Annotated in this window: 15 protein-coding genes; 6 read left to right on the top strand and 9 right to left on the bottom strand. The window is 39.8% G+C overall.

Annotation, left to right across the window (positions count from 1 at the left end; genetic code table 11):
- Positions 1 to 22 precede the first annotated feature (22 nt).
- The gene (locus tag F1E73_RS09865) at positions 23 to 2,575 is read left to right on the top strand and encodes a c-type cytochrome (RefSeq protein ID WP_150451808.1); all 2,553 of its coding nucleotides are present in this window, start codon (positions 23 to 25) and stop codon (positions 2,573 to 2,575) included.
- Between the two features lie 50 nt (positions 2,576 to 2,625).
- On the opposite strand, the gene F1E73_RS09860 is transcribed toward F1E73_RS09865, so the two are convergent.
- From F1E73_RS09860 to F1E73_RS09825, 8 genes are all read right to left on the bottom strand, one after another.
- Positions 2,626 to 3,378 carry a LytR/AlgR family response regulator transcription factor gene (locus tag F1E73_RS09860; protein WP_086477636.1) on the bottom strand — a complete coding sequence of 251 codons (753 nt, stop codon included), beginning with the start codon at positions 3,376 to 3,378 and terminating at the stop codon, positions 2,626 to 2,628.
- 37 nt (positions 3,379 to 3,415) lie between these two features.
- Positions 3,416 to 4,321, bottom strand: a complete 906-nt coding sequence (gene menA / locus F1E73_RS09855; RefSeq protein ID WP_150451807.1) for a 1,4-dihydroxy-2-naphthoate octaprenyltransferase — start codon at positions 4,319 to 4,321, stop codon at positions 3,416 to 3,418.
- Position 4,322: 1 nt separating this feature from the next.
- Positions 4,323 to 4,931, bottom strand: a complete 609-nt coding sequence (locus F1E73_RS09850) for an SPOR domain-containing protein (protein WP_086477638.1) — start codon at positions 4,929 to 4,931, stop codon at positions 4,323 to 4,325.
- 241 nt (positions 4,932 to 5,172) lie between these two features.
- Complete coding sequence (locus tag F1E73_RS09845) at positions 5,173 to 6,003, bottom strand: CvfB family protein (protein ID WP_150451806.1); 831 nt, start codon at positions 6,001 to 6,003, stop codon at positions 5,173 to 5,175.
- Positions 6,004 to 6,089: 86 nt separating this feature from the next.
- Positions 6,090 to 6,434 (bottom strand): DUF2853 family protein, encoded by a 345-nt coding sequence (locus F1E73_RS09840; RefSeq protein ID WP_086477640.1) that lies wholly within the window; start codon positions 6,432 to 6,434, stop codon positions 6,090 to 6,092.
- Positions 6,435 to 6,457: 23 nt separating this feature from the next.
- Positions 6,458 to 8,227 carry a 2-succinyl-5-enolpyruvyl-6-hydroxy-3-cyclohexene-1-carboxylic-acid synthase gene (gene menD / locus F1E73_RS09835; protein ID WP_150451805.1) on the bottom strand — a complete coding sequence of 590 codons (1,770 nt, stop codon included), beginning with the start codon at positions 8,225 to 8,227 and terminating at the stop codon, positions 6,458 to 6,460.
- Positions 8,228 to 8,282: 55 nt separating this feature from the next.
- A complete protein-coding gene (locus tag F1E73_RS09830) occupies positions 8,283 to 9,395 on the bottom strand; it encodes a chorismate-binding protein (protein WP_150451804.1) in 1,113 nt (370 codons plus the stop codon).
- A 1-nt stretch (position 9,396) separates the two neighbouring features.
- Positions 9,397 to 9,819, bottom strand: a complete 423-nt coding sequence (locus F1E73_RS09825; RefSeq protein ID WP_086477661.1) for a PaaI family thioesterase — start codon at positions 9,817 to 9,819, stop codon at positions 9,397 to 9,399.
- Positions 9,820 to 9,890: 71 nt separating this feature from the next.
- Between F1E73_RS09825 and F1E73_RS09820 the strand changes: the two genes are divergently transcribed.
- The 3 genes from F1E73_RS09820 (at position 9,891) to F1E73_RS09810 (ending at position 12,284) form a co-directional block, all read left to right on the top strand.
- Entirely contained in the window at positions 9,891 to 10,538 is a 648-nt protein-coding gene (locus tag F1E73_RS09820) for an alpha/beta hydrolase (protein WP_150451803.1), read from the top strand.
- Positions 10,539 to 10,923: 385 nt separating this feature from the next.
- A complete protein-coding gene (locus tag F1E73_RS09815) occupies positions 10,924 to 11,628 on the top strand; it encodes a Crp/Fnr family transcriptional regulator (RefSeq protein WP_086477644.1) in 705 nt (234 codons plus the stop codon).
- A gap of 122 nt (positions 11,629 to 11,750) precedes the next feature.
- The gene (locus tag F1E73_RS09810; RefSeq protein ID WP_086477645.1) at positions 11,751 to 12,284 is read left to right on the top strand and encodes a hypothetical protein; all 534 of its coding nucleotides are present in this window, start codon (positions 11,751 to 11,753) and stop codon (positions 12,282 to 12,284) included.
- A 264-nt stretch (positions 12,285 to 12,548) separates the two neighbouring features.
- Here F1E73_RS09810 and F1E73_RS09805 read toward each other — a convergent pair whose 3' ends face one another.
- Entirely contained in the window at positions 12,549 to 13,466 is a 918-nt protein-coding gene (locus F1E73_RS09805) for a hypothetical protein (protein ID WP_223883403.1), read from the bottom strand.
- Positions 13,467 to 13,823: 357 nt separating this feature from the next.
- Between F1E73_RS09805 and F1E73_RS09800 the strand changes: the two genes are divergently transcribed.
- Together F1E73_RS09800 and F1E73_RS09795 are read left to right on the top strand one after the other, a co-directional pair.
- The gene (locus F1E73_RS09800; RefSeq protein ID WP_086477662.1) at positions 13,824 to 14,528 is read left to right on the top strand and encodes a LytR/AlgR family response regulator transcription factor; all 705 of its coding nucleotides are present in this window, start codon (positions 13,824 to 13,826) and stop codon (positions 14,526 to 14,528) included.
- 250 nt (positions 14,529 to 14,778) lie between these two features.
- Positions 14,779 to 15,177, top strand: coding sequence for a hypothetical protein (locus F1E73_RS09795; RefSeq protein WP_086477647.1), 399 nt, complete (start codon positions 14,779 to 14,781; stop codon positions 15,175 to 15,177).
- Positions 15,178 to 15,235: the final 58 nt, after the last annotated feature.

Genomic DNA, 15,235 nt, shown 5'->3' with positions numbered 1-15,235 from the left:
CAACCAACCAACCAACCAACCCATGAGCAAAAGCCCACTATACCCTCTCCTCTTACTTGTTTTAATTTATAGCTGTAGCACTCCGGCAACTTCAGACCCCAATATCTTGGTGCAAGAAGGATTTATAGTAGAAAAATTATACAGCCCCAGTGAAAACAGCCAAGGCTCTTGGGTATCCATTACCAAGGACAACCAGGGAAGGTTAATTGCGTCGGACCAGTATGGGGCCCTATACTACATACAGGTGCCTAAATTAGGCTCTAAAGAGGCTGTGAAGGTAGATTCCATCCCTGTGAATATAGGTAAGGCCCACGGATTGTTATGGGCCCATAACAGTCTATACGTAATGAAAAACTCGGACAATCAGGAAGAAAGTGGTTTGTATAGAGTGACCGATTCTGATGGGAACGGACAATTAGACCATATTGACTTTTTACAACAATTTGTGGGAAGAGGTGAACATGGTCCCCATGGGATTGTCCTAGGACCCGATGGTTATTTATATATGCTAGGAGGCAATCACACCTTACTTCCCAAAAAATTTAATTCCGTACAAAAACCTGTTTGGGACGAAGACCAACTTTTTGATGCCATAAAAGATCCTAGGGGCCATGCCAACGAAGTAGTAGCGCCAGGCGGTTGGCTAGCAAGAACGGATAAGGATGGCAAGGACCTCACCGTTATTGCCACAGGGTTTAGAAATGCCTATGATTTGGCATTTAATGAGGACGGAGAGCTCTTTACCTTTGATTCTGATATGGAATGGGATATGGGATCTCCCTGGTATAGGCCCATCCGGGTATGTCATATCCCCATGGGTGCCGAATTTGGATGGCGTACGGGGTCGGGAAAGTGGCCCGACTATTACCCGGACAATCTCCCTGGAATACTGGATATTGGCCAGGGGTCGCCCACGGGGGTAATTTCCGGAAAAACCCTAGATTTCCCCGATCGGTTTAAAAATGGATTGTTTGTATACGACTGGAGTTTTGGCACCATGTATTATATAACCCTAATTCCAGAGGGAGCTTCCTACAGGGCTGAAAAAGAAGAGTTTTTATCGGGCAATTCCCTACCGCTTACGGATGGCATTGCAGGAGCAGACGGTGCCATGTACTTCCTAACTGGGGGAAGACGGTTAGAGTCTGGCCTCTACCGCGTGTATCACCCTAAAAACAATTCAACCGCCAGCCCAGCGCCCCAGCCTGTTACGGAAGAACAACAGCTAAGAAGAAACCTGGAATCCTTCGCCATGGGGGCACCCGCAGATTTAGCGTTGATCTGGTCTTCCTTGCAGCATCCGGACAGAGCCGTTAGGTATGCCGCCCGCGTAGCCTTGGAGTATATAGAAACAGGGCAGATAGAAAAGAAACTTTCCTCTGAGACAGCACCGGATGCCCTGATACAATCGGCCATCGCATTAGCCAGAATTGGGGAAACAACAGGGCAACAACTTGCTATGGAAAAATTAAATTCAATGTCCTTTCCCTCCCTGTCAGAAAATCAAAAAACAGATTTAATAAGAGCTTATGACCTATTGTTTATTAGGGGCGATTTTGGAAGGGAGCAGAAACAACAACTGGCAACAATGCTAGCACCGCACTACCCTACCACTAGCAATCAGGTTAATCGGGAATTGATACAATTACTGGTTTATTTGGGCGATTCTACCGCAGTACCAAAAACCATGGCTATGTTAGATACCCTTGCCATCAACAATACCAGCCTTCCCATAATAGCAAAAGAGGTCACTGAAAGAAGTGAACAATATGGGGGCACTATAGAAAGGATGAAAAGCAATACCCCGCCCTCCGAGCTTATCCATTATGCAAAAGCCCTAAGTTATGCCACCACTGGCTGGAACGAGACGCTAAGGGAACAGTATTTTAAAATCTTCGCCAAGCTTTTTGCTGCCAATGGAGGAGAGAGCTATACTGGATTTCTACTGCATATTAGAGACCAAGCCCTCAGCAACGTACCCGAGCACCTGAAAGAAAGTCTCCGCACCCTCTCTGGGGAAGAGTTGATTAAAGTAGGAAGTACCGATCTGGCATCCCTTCCTCAACCCCAAGGACCCGGAAAAAATTATGACATAGAGGAAATTGTTTCGCTCTACAGTAGTGCGGATGAGCATGGAAATAGCACCAACGGGGAAAAGATGTATCAAGCCGTGCTGTGTAGTAGCTGTCATGGTCTACAAGGTAGTGGATCCAGTGTTGGCCCGGATCTTACCCAGCTAAGCAATCGGTTTTCTGCCAAAGATATTGCCGAGGCCTTGGTAACCCCCAATAAAACCATTTCGGATCAATATGAAGCCATAGAGGTAGTTATGAGCGACGAAAAGGAATATTGGGGACGGTTAATCAATGAGACAACCGATACCCTTACCCTCAATACAAATCCACTACAACCACAACAATTATTAAAATTGAACAAAAAGGAGATACAATCCAGACACCCCTCAAAGCGGTCTATGATGATGCCAGCCTTATTAAACAGACTGAATGAGCAAGAAGTAATGGACCTATTTGCCTTCTTAAAATCACAGGCACAGAAGACCAACTTACAAAACTAAAAAAGGTGCCCTAGCGGCACCTTTTTTATTAGTTATTTAAGCAAATATTCTTACGAATTCATTGCCGATATTATAAAGTCCTTAAACTCTTTGGAAATCGGGATGAGGGTTTCATTGATCAAGATATCCCTAGAATTGATGGCTTCAATATGGTCTACATTAACAATATAGGATTTATGGGCCCTATAAAATTTTCCCCTGGGAAGTTTCTCCAAATAATCCTTGAGAGGAGAGCGTACCAAAAACTTTTTATCTACGGTATTTACTTCCAAGTACACATTATCGGCCTTTATATATTGGATATCCTCAAATTGGATCCGATAATATAGATGTTGTTTTTTTACAAATATGGAGTCTTTTAATACGGTATTGGAAATAACTTCGTCCTCTTCCTCTACCTTGGCATCATTGCCCGTTTTGGCTACACTGATAAAATTTGACAAAGCAATTTCAATGGCAGTGTATAAATCTTGTTGTTCAAAGGGTTTTACTAAATAGCCATTGGGTTTTACACTTTTTGCATTCTCAACGGTAGCCCTGTCCGAATTGGATGTAACAAATATAAAAGGGATATCGTAGTTATCCCGGATGTGCTTCCCAAGGTCTATCCCGGTCTTATCCGAAGCCAAGATAATATCTATCAGAACTAGATCTACCTCCTTGGTTTTTAAGACCTCCACCGCTTGCTCGTAAACAATTACATTGTCTACTATGGCATAGCCAATTTCCTCCAACATGGACTGCATGTCATCGGCTATGATCACATTGTCCTCTACTATAAGTATTCTAATTGGTTGTTCCAAAGTTTCTGGTTTTTGTATGGTTAGTTTTTTAAAAATACTAAAAAATATTGAAGCTAAGGTAAAATATGATCGCTACCAAAAAGGTACTCAGCGCCAATTTTTTTAGTTCAGGATCTAATAATACGGTGTTCTTCACCCTCAGCATCCGTATTAAATGTATAAATATAGGTATAAATGCCAATAAATGTAAGGTATTTAGCCAATTGTCATAATGCAGCATGGTATAGATAAGCATGCAAACAAAACTAACTACCACCAATAAGCTGTGGTATATTTTTCCATTCCTTATGCCCATTTTCACGATTACCGTATTTTTCTTAGCCAACATATCGGACCGGTAATCCCTAAGGTTGTTTAAGTTTAACACTCCTGTGCTTAAAAGCCCTATGGTAATTGCAGGTAAAAAGGCAGACAGATAAATTTCCTTGGTATAAAGAAACATAGAACCCACTACGCCAATCAATCCAAAGAAAAGGAAAACAAAAACATCCCCTAGGCCTCGGTATCCATAAGCAGAATCCCCAACAGTATACCTAATGGCTGCCCAGATGCCAAAAGCTCCTAGCAATCCAAACAGTAGTATGTATTTAAGGTGTTCTAACCCAAAAGAAAAGTACAGGAGGGCAAGTACCAAGCCAATACAGATAAATATGGATATAATAATTCCACGTTTTAATTGCGCCCTAGTAAGGAGGCCACTCTGAAGTACCCTCTTGGGACCTACCCGATGTTCATTATCGGTTCCCTTTACTCCGTCCCCATAATCATTGGCAAAGTTGGATATAACCTGAAACCCTACAGTAGTTAAAACAGCAAATATGAAGATACGCCAGTCAAAAGCACCATACATGCTTGCTATGGCCGTACCCACAATAATCCCCGATAACGAAAGCGGAAGGGTTCTTAACCGCGCCGCATTCAGCCAAGCTTTTGATTTCTGCAAATTAGTAGGGATCTTCTATTTCTATTCGTTTTCCATCTCGGTAAGATGCCACAAAAGCATCTTCAAAACCCATCTTTACCAATTGATACCTAAAAGAACGGGCTTCTTCCAAGGTTTCAAAATTCCCCAAGGAGTAAGAGTAGAAAGAATTGGTTTTCGCAAAGATCGTATTTCCTATGGTCTTAGACGCTAGGGCAAGATTATTGTCCACAAAAGATTTCACCTGTACGGAGTATATCTTCTCCTTTTCCAAAAATTTCTTGGCCAAATAAAACTCCTTAACCAAGCTAAGTTCTTGGTTCTTTTGGGTCAAATTATTTATTCTTTCCTTAATTACCTCCAAACTGTCTATGGAAACAAGTAGGTTGTGGTTGTTGTATTGGCGCTCTAGGTTAGCCGATTTTACAATACCGGCGTTATATGAGAAAACAGCCAAGGAAACGAGGAAAAAAAGAACGGTAATACTACCAAAAATATTCCTTTGGATTTTACTGCGCCTCAATTCCTTGTTTTTAAATTTAATTTGATCTAATAAACGCTCGTTAATTAATTGAGCCTTATCAATGTCTTTATGCAATTCCAGTAAATCGCTTTCTTCGATGAATGGCATTGAAGTATTAATTTAGGGGTGAATACTTAACTATAACACAAAATAGGCATGTACTAATTTTATTAAACATACTGTTGTAAAAATAACCTAATTAGTATTAAAACAGGGACATACCTGCAATATAATTTTTTAAAATCTGTCGTTTCTAACTACACGAAAAAAGCAAAGGGAGAAGTTTGTTTTGACTATTCCTGGCAAAAGGTATTTCCCTCCTTTGGGCCCTAACCAGCTTCCCACCCTTTTATACCAAACGTATCCCGTCTGTACCAATTTCTATTTTACGCTCTTTATAAAGTACTCCTATCCCTTTTTTAAAGGTTTTTTTACTCATTTGAAGTACGCGTTTAATATCTTCTGGAGCAGATTTATCATGGAGCTCAAGATAACCGCCATAGGCTTTTAACTTATTATAAATTAAATTGGCGGCCGGCTCCAAGCTTTTGTAACCTATAGGTTGCAGGGACACATCTATCTTATTGTCGGGCCTAATGAGTTTAATATACCCGTTAATTTGATCGCCAATGGATATTTTTTTAAACACTTCATTGGCATATACCAATCCTTTGTGGCTATCATTTATAATTACCTCCCATCCTAGATCGGTAGCTCTAGTGACTGTAAGCGCTACCTTTTCCTCTTCCTCTACGGTAAGGGTATCATTAGACAAGAATTTATCCAATTTATTGGAAGCTACCAGTCTATTGGTCTTTTCATCCAAATAACAATATACCACATACCATTGGCCTTCTTGCATTTTATTTCGCTGCTCACGGAAAGGAACCAACAAGTGTTTTTCCAAGCCCCAATCCATAAATGCCCCGTATTCATTTACCTCAGCTACCTGAAGCAAACGAAACTGATTTACCATTATATAGGGTTCCAAGGTAGTAGCTACAATTCGCTCCTCGTGATCGAGATAGCAGAAGACTTCTAAAAAATCACCGATCTCAAATTCTTCCGGAACATATTTGTTGGGCAACAACACATCATTTCCTTCTTCATCTCCCAAAAAAAGACCTACGGTAGTATCTCTTAATATTTCTAATTTACTATATTTTCCTAATGCTATCATGCTGCAAAAATACACTTTAAAAGAATCCCAATAAAAAAAAGCCGCTCTTTTTAAAAAGCGACTTATATTGTCTAGTTTACTTTTGTTTATTTGTTATAAACAGACTCCTTCTTAAAGTGTTTGGCAAGCATATAGTATACAACTGCTCTATACTTACTTCGCTCCGAGGAGCCGTATCGCTCCATCACAGCATTTATCCCTTCCATTAATTTGGGACCATCCTGTAAACCGAGCTTTTTAATTAGAAAGTTGTTCTTTACCGTTGCCAATTCCTTATCATCCGAGCCAGAAACTTTTGACGCATCCACGTTGTAAATGGAGGGTCCTAACCCTATGGCAACCTTGGTCAATAGATCCATATCCGGAGTCTCTCCAAATTTATCCTTTATATGCTCAGCATATTTTGCAATCAGTTCGTCTCTTTTACTCATAATCTAATTTGTTGGTTTGTAATTTATTTCTTGCTGTAAGATATAAAATCAAAATAACCCAACAAAATTTCATCGTTCAATAATCTTGGAGTTTTAATCTCCATAATTTTTGGCCTGTCGGATTCTTTATAAAAATCGTCCAACGCTAAAACCAACGATGCTTCATCCGAAACGGATATAAAATTAAATTGGTGTGTTTTGGCAATAAGGGATAGGTCTAATTGCTGCGTAGTTTCAAAAAAGGTTTCAAACTTATCGGATTTGTCCTTCCCTGGCAGAATTCGAAAGATTCCTCCCCCCTGATTATTGATCACTATTATCCTAAAATCTGATCGCACATATTTTATCCATAAGGCATTGCTATCATATAAAAAACTAAGGTCGCCAGAGACCAGGAGGGTTGGACTTTCTGTATGCAGGGCCGCCCCTATAGCCGTAGAGGTACTGCCTTCTATGCCACTGGTTCCACGATTGCAGAAAACCTTTATGGAAGGATCTAAATCGAATAACTGGGCATATCGGATGGCAGAACTATTGCCCAACTGCAAGTTGTAGTTTTTAGGAACACGCTTCATAAGGTGGTGAAAGGCCAGCATATCACTAAATGGAATTTGATGGACATACGCCTCCCTTTTGGCAACATACCAATCCTTGGCTTTAGACCAATAGTTGCGATAGGTACTTTGGGTGCTAGCCCCTGGGGATCCTAATTCTCCTAGAAACCTATTGGGAGCTGTTTTAAAATGCTGGGTTAGACTAAAAAATGTATCCGGTGCCTTTTGGACATCTATATGCCAATGCTCTTTTGGTCCGTAGTTACGGAGAAAAGCCTTGACTTTCTTGGAAACTATTAGCCCTCCAAAGGTTAGCAAAATCTCTGGTTGCAATTGCTGAAAGAGTTCTTGCCTATCCGGGGATTTTTCTATGGGTGCTATTAAACTATCTATACTTGGGAAAAACTGAGGGTGGTTTAAATTAGAGGTACATTCGGTTAAAACAATCACCGATGGGTCCGAAGCCAGTAGCTCCAAATATTTAGAATCTACCGAATTTGGGAAATTAACCCCTACCAATACTAATTTACGCTTTGCATCCTTCCACATAGCCATGCAGGCCGCTAGCTTTTCGCTGTTAAAGCTGTGATCTACCACGCTAGGAAGGTTCACTTTGGGGAGCAAAGTAGGTTCCTTGGTAAACTCATATAAGGGCTCCTCAAAGGGAACATTGATATGTACCGGACTGTTTTGGGTGCAGGCAATATTTAGGGCCTTGTCTAAGGCAGCCTCATTAAAGGCCTGTACCGCTTGCTGCGCCTCCTCTACATTGCTTCCTTCCAAACTAGCCGGATCGTATTTTTGTACCTGGTCCGTTGCATGCGACACGTCTAGTTTTAAGTTGGCACCATAGGCAATATGATTTTTATAAACATTTTCTTGCCTAATGGTCTGTCCGTCCCCAATATCTACTTTAAACGGGGGCCTATCTGCAGAAATGACCACCAAAGGAATATCGCTATAAAACGCTTCCGAAACAGCGGGATAGTAATTTAACAAGGCACTACCAGAAGTACAAAGTACTACTGCCGGCTCTTGAAGCTGTTGGGCAATTCCCAAAGCGAAGAAGGCAGCACTGCGCTCATCAACAACGCTATAGCAATTAAAAAAAGGGTCTTCCGAAAATCCAATCGTAAGCGGGGCATTTCTAGACCCTGGGGAGATGATGATGTTTTTAATACCTCTTGCCTTGCAATGGTAAACCACGGTCTGGGAGGATGGAATAATAGAGTATTTCATTGACACAAAAATACAATCTCCACTTAATTAATACCAATCCTAGTTCCCAATAAATTTAACGGCCCACTATATTGAGCATAGTGCGACTCTTATCGCAGGTTTCTTTCCATTCCTTTTCCGGATCGGAATCTAGGGTGATGCCTCCCCCCACGTAGATAGTGAGTTGCTTTCCTTCCATTTTCATACATCGTAAGTTCACATAAAGCGAGGTTCTTTTCTTTATGGTCCTATAGGCCCTATGTTCTTGATTTCTTCTTCTCTTTGGCCGATTTACTTCTTCCACTAGGTTTAACTCGCCCAAAAAACCAGTGTAAAATTCTCGGTGATACCCTTCATGCTTTAAAATAAAATCCTTGGACTTTAATTTAGGGAGGCCACATACCGCTGGGGTGGGATGCAAGGAAAGGATTATTTCGCCCAAATTGCTCTCGTTGTTCAATCTTCCTGAGATAGCAGTCTTTAAATGCCATAATTCACCTGCACGAGAACTGCTGGTCTCGGAAACAGTTAGGGCGGCTACCTTCCCTTGTAGTGAATCTTTAATAAATTGGGTCACCATCCGCTGTTCTTCCAACTCTTTGGCACCCCAATTTGGCTCCTCCTCCCCATTACTTTTCATGGTGCCTGCCAGTGACATGGTCCTGAGCATTCGGTTTTCCACTTCCAATAACATTTCTGGAGTTGCACCCAACCACATCCCTACTTTTGGGTGATACCACATATAACAGTACGCAGTAGGATATTGCGATAAAATATTCTGGAATAATTCTATCGGTTTTTGAGAGGCTTGCACTTCCACCTGCCTAGAGAACACCACCTTTTCTAACTGACCGGTTGCAATTTCATCTATACCTTTCTGGACCAAGTCCATATGGATGCCCTTGGTTGATGCATCTTCTTCTCCCCTTTGCGGCATCGCAGTTCCCGCCGTCTGTTTGGGAAACACAGGTTCAGAAAAGTAGGCGTCGTTTTTTAATAGAATGGCCTTTTCGTTTGAATTGAAAGGGGCAAAAACAAAACCGCTTTCCTCATAATCTACTACATGATGTAGTTCCGAATTATTTTGCAGGAGTAAATTGACCCTTTCCTCTTGTGGCTTTCTATAAGCCACAAAGGGCAACTCATCTACATATTGCTGGGATAATCGGTCCAATAAATTCAAAGACATATTATTCTCTCGGTAATGCTATGGTGGTTAATTTACAAATAGAGACCAGATTTTCTTCCTCATCAGTCACCTTAATATCCCAAACTTGGGTGGTACGTCCCTTATGAAGGAGTATTGCTTTAGCAAATACGGTTCCCTCCCTTACACTTTTCACATGGTTGGCCGAGATTTCCACTCCCCGAACAAAAAACTTCTCGGGATCCAGAAAAATATAAGAAGCAGCACTACCCACGCTTTCCGCCAAGGCAACGGTGGCCCCTCCGTGTAAAACCCCATCGGGCTGATGAACCATTGGAGTAACTGGCATTTTAGCTACCAGAAAATTATCTCCCAACTCTATATATTCAATTCCCAAAGTTTCCATTAGGGTACCTTTGCATATTTCGTTGCAAATCTGAAGTTTTTTCGCCCGCTGTTCTTCCATGAAGTATTTTTTTGTAAAATTAAGCATTAGAAAATCAATTAAGAGCAACCTTTAATCCCTATTTAACACTTATGCCCTTCCAAGAAAAAGAAGTCACCTATACCAGTACCAACACTTACCTTACCCTAAATACCTTGAGCGATAACACCAAAAATGTGTGGATCGTATTGCACGGAATTGGTTTTCTAAGCAGGTATTTCATAAATTACTTTAAGGGTCTCCCTGAAAATGAAAATTACATTATTGCACCCCAGGCGCCCTCCAAGTATTACCTAGGCAACAATTACAAGCACGTAGGTGCTAGCTGGCTCACCAAGGAGAAAACCACCCTGGAAACGGGGAATGTACTCCGATATTTAGATCAAGTGCTGATAAACGAACAAGTTCCCGAAGATTGTCGGCTTATTGTTCTAGGATTTTCACAAGGAGTCTCCGTAGCAACGAGGTGGGTTGCCAAAAGCAAAATACCCTGCAACGAGCTTATCCTATATGCAGGAGGTATTCCTGCAGAACTCAGCCCTGAGGATTTTGAGTTTCTAATGCCCTCCAACCCAGAGATTAAAATTGTAGTGGGAGATAGTGACCAATTTCTTAGTCCGGAGCGGATGGCTAAGGAACATTTAAGGATAGAATCCCTTTTTAAGGGAAAGGCAAAGCTTGTCCCTTTTGAAGGAGGACATGAGGTGAAAAGAACGGTTATTAACCAGCTAATCCAATAAAGGCATGCACCGAATACTAAAAGAAGTTTTTTTTAGGGTTAACTAAGACCCACAGAAGAGGCTTAGGGTTACCGTTAGTTCCTCCTGTACTAATTAGGCGGCACTGGTATTTCTTATTTGGATGGAAGGTAAGGACGTCCTAGCATTCCCTAAAAATCACAATATTTCTTTTTGCTTATGGTGATAAAATACAGCTTTTGAAAGGTCTAATACAAGGGTTTTTCAACTGTTAAAATAGGGGTATTATCCCATATGCTTACTTATTTTTTTGTACCTTAAGTCATCCCCCAAATGCAATAAAGACAGACGTTCAGTCTTTTTTTATTTCAGCCTATTCCTTGATTTTAATTAGGTTAAAGAATTCAACTTTATTTAAACCAAATAGATGAATTTAAAAAGAGCCACACCATTTTATAAGGCCTTGCGAAACAATCTTCTTTTTTCTGAAATAAGGGAGGAATCCTTACTAGATTTACTTGCCATTGCCTCGCCTCAGAAATGGCCTGCAAAGACCTGTATTTTGCACACAGACCAAGCCATACATAGATTTTACATTATACTATCTGGAATGGTGAAGGCCTATGACTACGATTCTTCCAACAATAGGGAAGTAATACTATCCATACTTAGCCAGAACGATGTGCTAAATGTATGCTCGCTAATTAGCGAAGGAAATACCCATCTATTTTATGAGACCCTGGCCCCTACCCAAGTCCTGTATATCCCAGTAAAACAAATGCGCGAATGGACCTACCACAATCCCGCAGTTTTTAAGCAGATATTGGTCTATGTTCTTAAAAAAATGGAGCATCTAGAAGATGTGGCGTCGGATATGTGCTTAAAAGACACCTCAACCAGATTGGCTAAACTTTTGCTACAATTAACCAATAAATCTACCAGTAAAATAGAATTGATCAATGGATTTACCCATGATCAACTGGCTGCCTTAATTGGAACTACAAGAGCGGTCTTAAACAGACATCTTCAGGAATTTAAGGAAGAGGGGATATTGCACATCAAAAGAAAACAGATAGAAATTATAGATCCTTCCCTCCTATCCCGTAAGATAAGCACATTCCCTATAAAGTAGCCTTCCACCAATAGTGATGCGTTAATGTTTTGATAAAGCGTAGGTCTGTGCTACCTAGGTAGCATTAAAAAATAGCCTAAAACGTTAATTTTAAGTACTATTAATCAATAAATTCATCAATCATGAAAAAATCACTTTTATTACTGGCAATGGGCTGTCTGGTCACTGTTGGGTTCTCGCAAACCAATGGAAATGACAAAGAAGAACAGGGAAAGGAAGTTAAATTGGAAGGGGTTACCATTACCCCTATGTACAACTTTACGTATCACAGTAAGGTAAGCAACGAATCTACGCCAGAGTATGTACAAAACCTACAAAAAGAAGTTGCTAATTACGACGTAACCGAAGACCCTAATTTCAATGGGGATTTTGACGATTTCAGAGTTATCTTCTCTCAAACCAATGGTAGAATAATCGCCACTTATGATAACAATGGAAAAGTAATTTCCACTTTTGAGAAATTTAAAGATGTTACCCCTCCGGCACCAGTTAGAGATAAACTTCATCAGCTGTATCCGGGATGGCTTATCCACAAGGATATTTATAGAGTAACCTATTTTGAAGATAAGGGAGCAACAAAATTCTATCAATTACAGATTAGAAGTGATAACGATAGAAAAAATATAAAAGTTGACGAAGAAGGGAATATTCTATAAGCTTTAAATTTACTAGCTACGGATTGTCTTAAAGCTAATAGGTAGAGGTCATCAATCATGCCTCCACCTATTCTCTAAACGCAAAAAGATACACTTAACAATCTAAGTGTGAAATGAGGAAAGCGTACTCAGCAAAGGATTATCCACTAGTATAGAATACCTAATTAAAATAGGTATTAGAGAGATCTCCACTATGTTTCAATCAACAAAGCGGAGATCTTTTATTTGTAGTTACTTCCTTTAAAATGCCTATTTAGGGGTAATTTATTCTGTTTTCTCCGCAGGGTAATACGTTATTCTACGGGTAACATAGGTATTGTCTGGGGTAACAATTTTTTTCACCCAATTCCCGTTTTCCCCATCGTACTGATAATGGTAGTTTTTTACGGTTTCCCTATTATTCTTAACCGTTCTTACCGACTTTACATCCCCACGGGAGTTGTACTCATAATAGATCCTTTCGGTGGGGAGATAGTCGTTATTCTTTTTATTGAAGGAAAGTTTAACCTCCGTCACCAAAGTGTCTAATGGGATATAGATTTGCTCAAGGGCCCTATACGGCTCCCCTTCCATAAACTCTTTAGTCAAAATCCTTATCCTTTGGTTTTTTTCCTTGTCCTTAATAGCTGAAGTGTGGATAGATTTTAAAACCACATCGTTTAAATAATGGGTTTCGGTAGACGCTTCTGTACCCTCTTCATAGCTTATGGTTGTTTCATCTATGCCACTTCGGTTGGTTCTTTTAATGGAAATCAGTTTCCCCTGCTCGTCATACCCATATTCGTATAAATCTAAAAATTCCTTATTATAAGAAAGGATTTTCTCCGTTATTCTCATGTTTCCAATGGTATCCACTCTAAAGACATGGGCTAAGGAAGTATTCCTAACAAATTCGCCGTCCCTATAATTTTCAACGCGCTTTTCCAGTAGTTGACCATCTCTCAAGGTATAAAGGGTAATATCATAATCTTCATCATTATACCGGGTTACCGACTTGGTAAGTAGGCCCTCTCTGTTAAATTCGTACTCCTCCTTCCCATAGTTGGTAAATACCAAACAGGATTTAACAGCTCCCTTTAAATTATAATCCTGCAACCTAAACACTTCCAATTCCTGAGCCCTAAGACTCTCAAAGGAAAGCAGTGCCAGCGTATAAAAAACTCCAGAAATAAAAATTGTCAAGTATTTTTTTACCATACTACAAAACTAGCTATATAATGTCATTAATAAAACAAAAAAGCAAACCCATAATAGCATTGAACATCCCCAAATATATGCAGTTTAGAGATTTATTAATAATCGATTTGGATCGCTTTTCGTCATGACTTCAGTAGACTGAAATCGTTCTAAATTAGAACTAGTTTTATAATTTCAACATCCATTTAATGGAATGTAGCGTATATTAGCCTAGTAACCCCCGCTACATCCTCCTGATCTTGAGGCATCTTTACCGTGTTTGTCACGGTAGGAATGACCAAAGGTGATTTAAGCTTTTTCCCAAAAATTAGGGGAGTGTGGTGTATTGTGAAAATGAACCATATGAAGAAAAATAGACTTAAATGTATATTAATAGACGATTCGGCCATCCAAAGACGCAGCATTTCCAAGCTGATAAGTAAAAATATCCGTCTCGATTTATTGGGAGAGTTTGAAAATGCCCAAGTAGCCAAGGATTATCTTGAGCAACACGAAGTAGATTTAATTTTCTTGGATATTGAAATGCCTTTGGTAAGCGGATTTGACCTCTTGGAGTCCTTGGAAGAAAAACCACAAATCATCGTAATTTCATCTAGTGCAGAGCACGCTTTAAAGGCTTTTGATTATAATGTTACGGATTATTTAAAAAAGCCATTGGACAAAAACAGGCTCAATGATGCCGTAAAAAAGGCTCTCCAAAACCATCAGCTAGAACTTACCGACAAAACCGCACCAGAATCCATTTATATCACCCACCAACTAAAGAAAACCCAACTGGTTTTAAATGAGATTCTTTGGGTAGAGGCTTATGGCGATTATATCAAGATTTTCTGTAAGGAAAAACGACTTCTTATTCTTTCAACCATGAAGTCCTTTGCCCAGCAATTACCTGCAGATAAATTTTTACGCATTCATAAATCCTATATAGTCAATCTAGAAAAAATAGAGGAGTACAATGGTTCTAGCGTAGTTATTCAAGAAAAGTCAATTCCTTTAAGCAGACATAAAAAAGAGTTATTACAGCAGGCATTATTGAATAAAGACTAAACTATTTATGATCCACTTTTAGATTCTTGGAAGAAGATATACACCTAAGATTTCCGCTAATCTAGTAGGGCAATTAAGGGAGTATTTCATAAGGGTAAGCTTTGTAGTTTGTGAAAATTAAGACGCTACAGACCGTCATACTAGTATAGGGTAGGTTATTAAGTTGGTTAGGGTCTGTTTAGTAATACTATCCTTATCGGTTAACAAGAGTCTTATGGTTATTGCCCAATAATTTTTTACCTTTACGCCGATGGGTAAATTATTTTCTTTAGCACTATCGATCTTGCTTTTTGTCCAAAGCCTTCACATGGATATGGTGAACATTGTACAACTACAAGATTTTTTCTCCCACGCCCAGTTCCATAAAGAGAAATATGGGGATAACTTGATCGATTTTGTTTCCAAGCATTATGGATCCCAAAAAGTGCAGCATCATTTGGAGCACCAAGAGGAGCATAAAGATCATGAGCGACTTCCCTTAAACCATCAACCTTGTATATATGCCGCTACGGCCTTTGTTTTATGCGAGACTTCAATTAAAATACCAAAAACACCCCCTGCCATAGATACTATGTCTGGCTTTTTTTATCAAGAATCCTACGAAGAGATAACGAATACCAATATCTTTCAGCCTCCCAAACACGCATAATTCATTTCAGGCATCCTTTTTTATATCGCGCTATACACCCATAGCTCGTAAATCTTTT

Origin of the sequence: Arenibacter lacus (assembly GCF_008711145.1) — a bacterium.
Taxonomy (GTDB): Bacteria; Bacteroidota; Bacteroidia; order Flavobacteriales; family Flavobacteriaceae; genus Arenibacter; species Arenibacter amylolyticus.
This window is presented reverse-complemented; position numbering and strand designations above follow the sequence as displayed.

Bases quoted from the DNA above. Each gene is read 5' to 3' on its own strand.
- F1E73_RS09865 (WP_150451808.1), top strand. From the start codon at position 23: ATGAGCAAAAGCCCACTATACCCTCTCCTCTTACTTGTTTTAATTTAT.
- F1E73_RS09800 (WP_086477662.1), top strand. From the start codon at position 13,824: ATGAAGAAAAATAGACTTAAATGTATATTAATAGACGATTCGGCCATC.
- menD (WP_150451805.1), bottom strand. From the start codon at position 8,227: ATGAAATACTCTATTATTCCATCCTCCCAGACCGTGGTTTACCATTGC.
- F1E73_RS09810 (WP_086477645.1), top strand. From the start codon at position 11,751: ATGAAAAAATCACTTTTATTACTGGCAATGGGCTGTCTGGTCACTGTT.
- F1E73_RS09825 (WP_086477661.1), bottom strand. From the start codon at position 9,819: ATGGAAGAACAGCGGGCGAAAAAACTTCAGATTTGCAACGAAATATGC.
- F1E73_RS09830 (WP_150451804.1), bottom strand. From the start codon at position 9,395: ATGTCTTTGAATTTATTGGACCGATTATCCCAGCAATATGTAGATGAG.
- F1E73_RS09815 (WP_086477644.1), top strand. From the start codon at position 10,924: ATGAATTTAAAAAGAGCCACACCATTTTATAAGGCCTTGCGAAACAAT.
- F1E73_RS09820 (WP_150451803.1), top strand. From the start codon at position 9,891: ATGCCCTTCCAAGAAAAAGAAGTCACCTATACCAGTACCAACACTTAC.
- F1E73_RS09850 (WP_086477638.1), bottom strand. From the start codon at position 4,931: ATGCCATTCATCGAAGAAAGCGATTTACTGGAATTGCATAAAGACATT.
- F1E73_RS09795 (WP_086477647.1), top strand. From the start codon at position 14,779: ATGGGTAAATTATTTTCTTTAGCACTATCGATCTTGCTTTTTGTCCAA.
- F1E73_RS09845 (WP_150451806.1), bottom strand. From the start codon at position 6,003: ATGATAGCATTAGGAAAATATAGTAAATTAGAAATATTAAGAGATACT.
- F1E73_RS09840 (WP_086477640.1), bottom strand. From the start codon at position 6,434: ATGAGTAAAAGAGACGAACTGATTGCAAAATATGCTGAGCATATAAAG.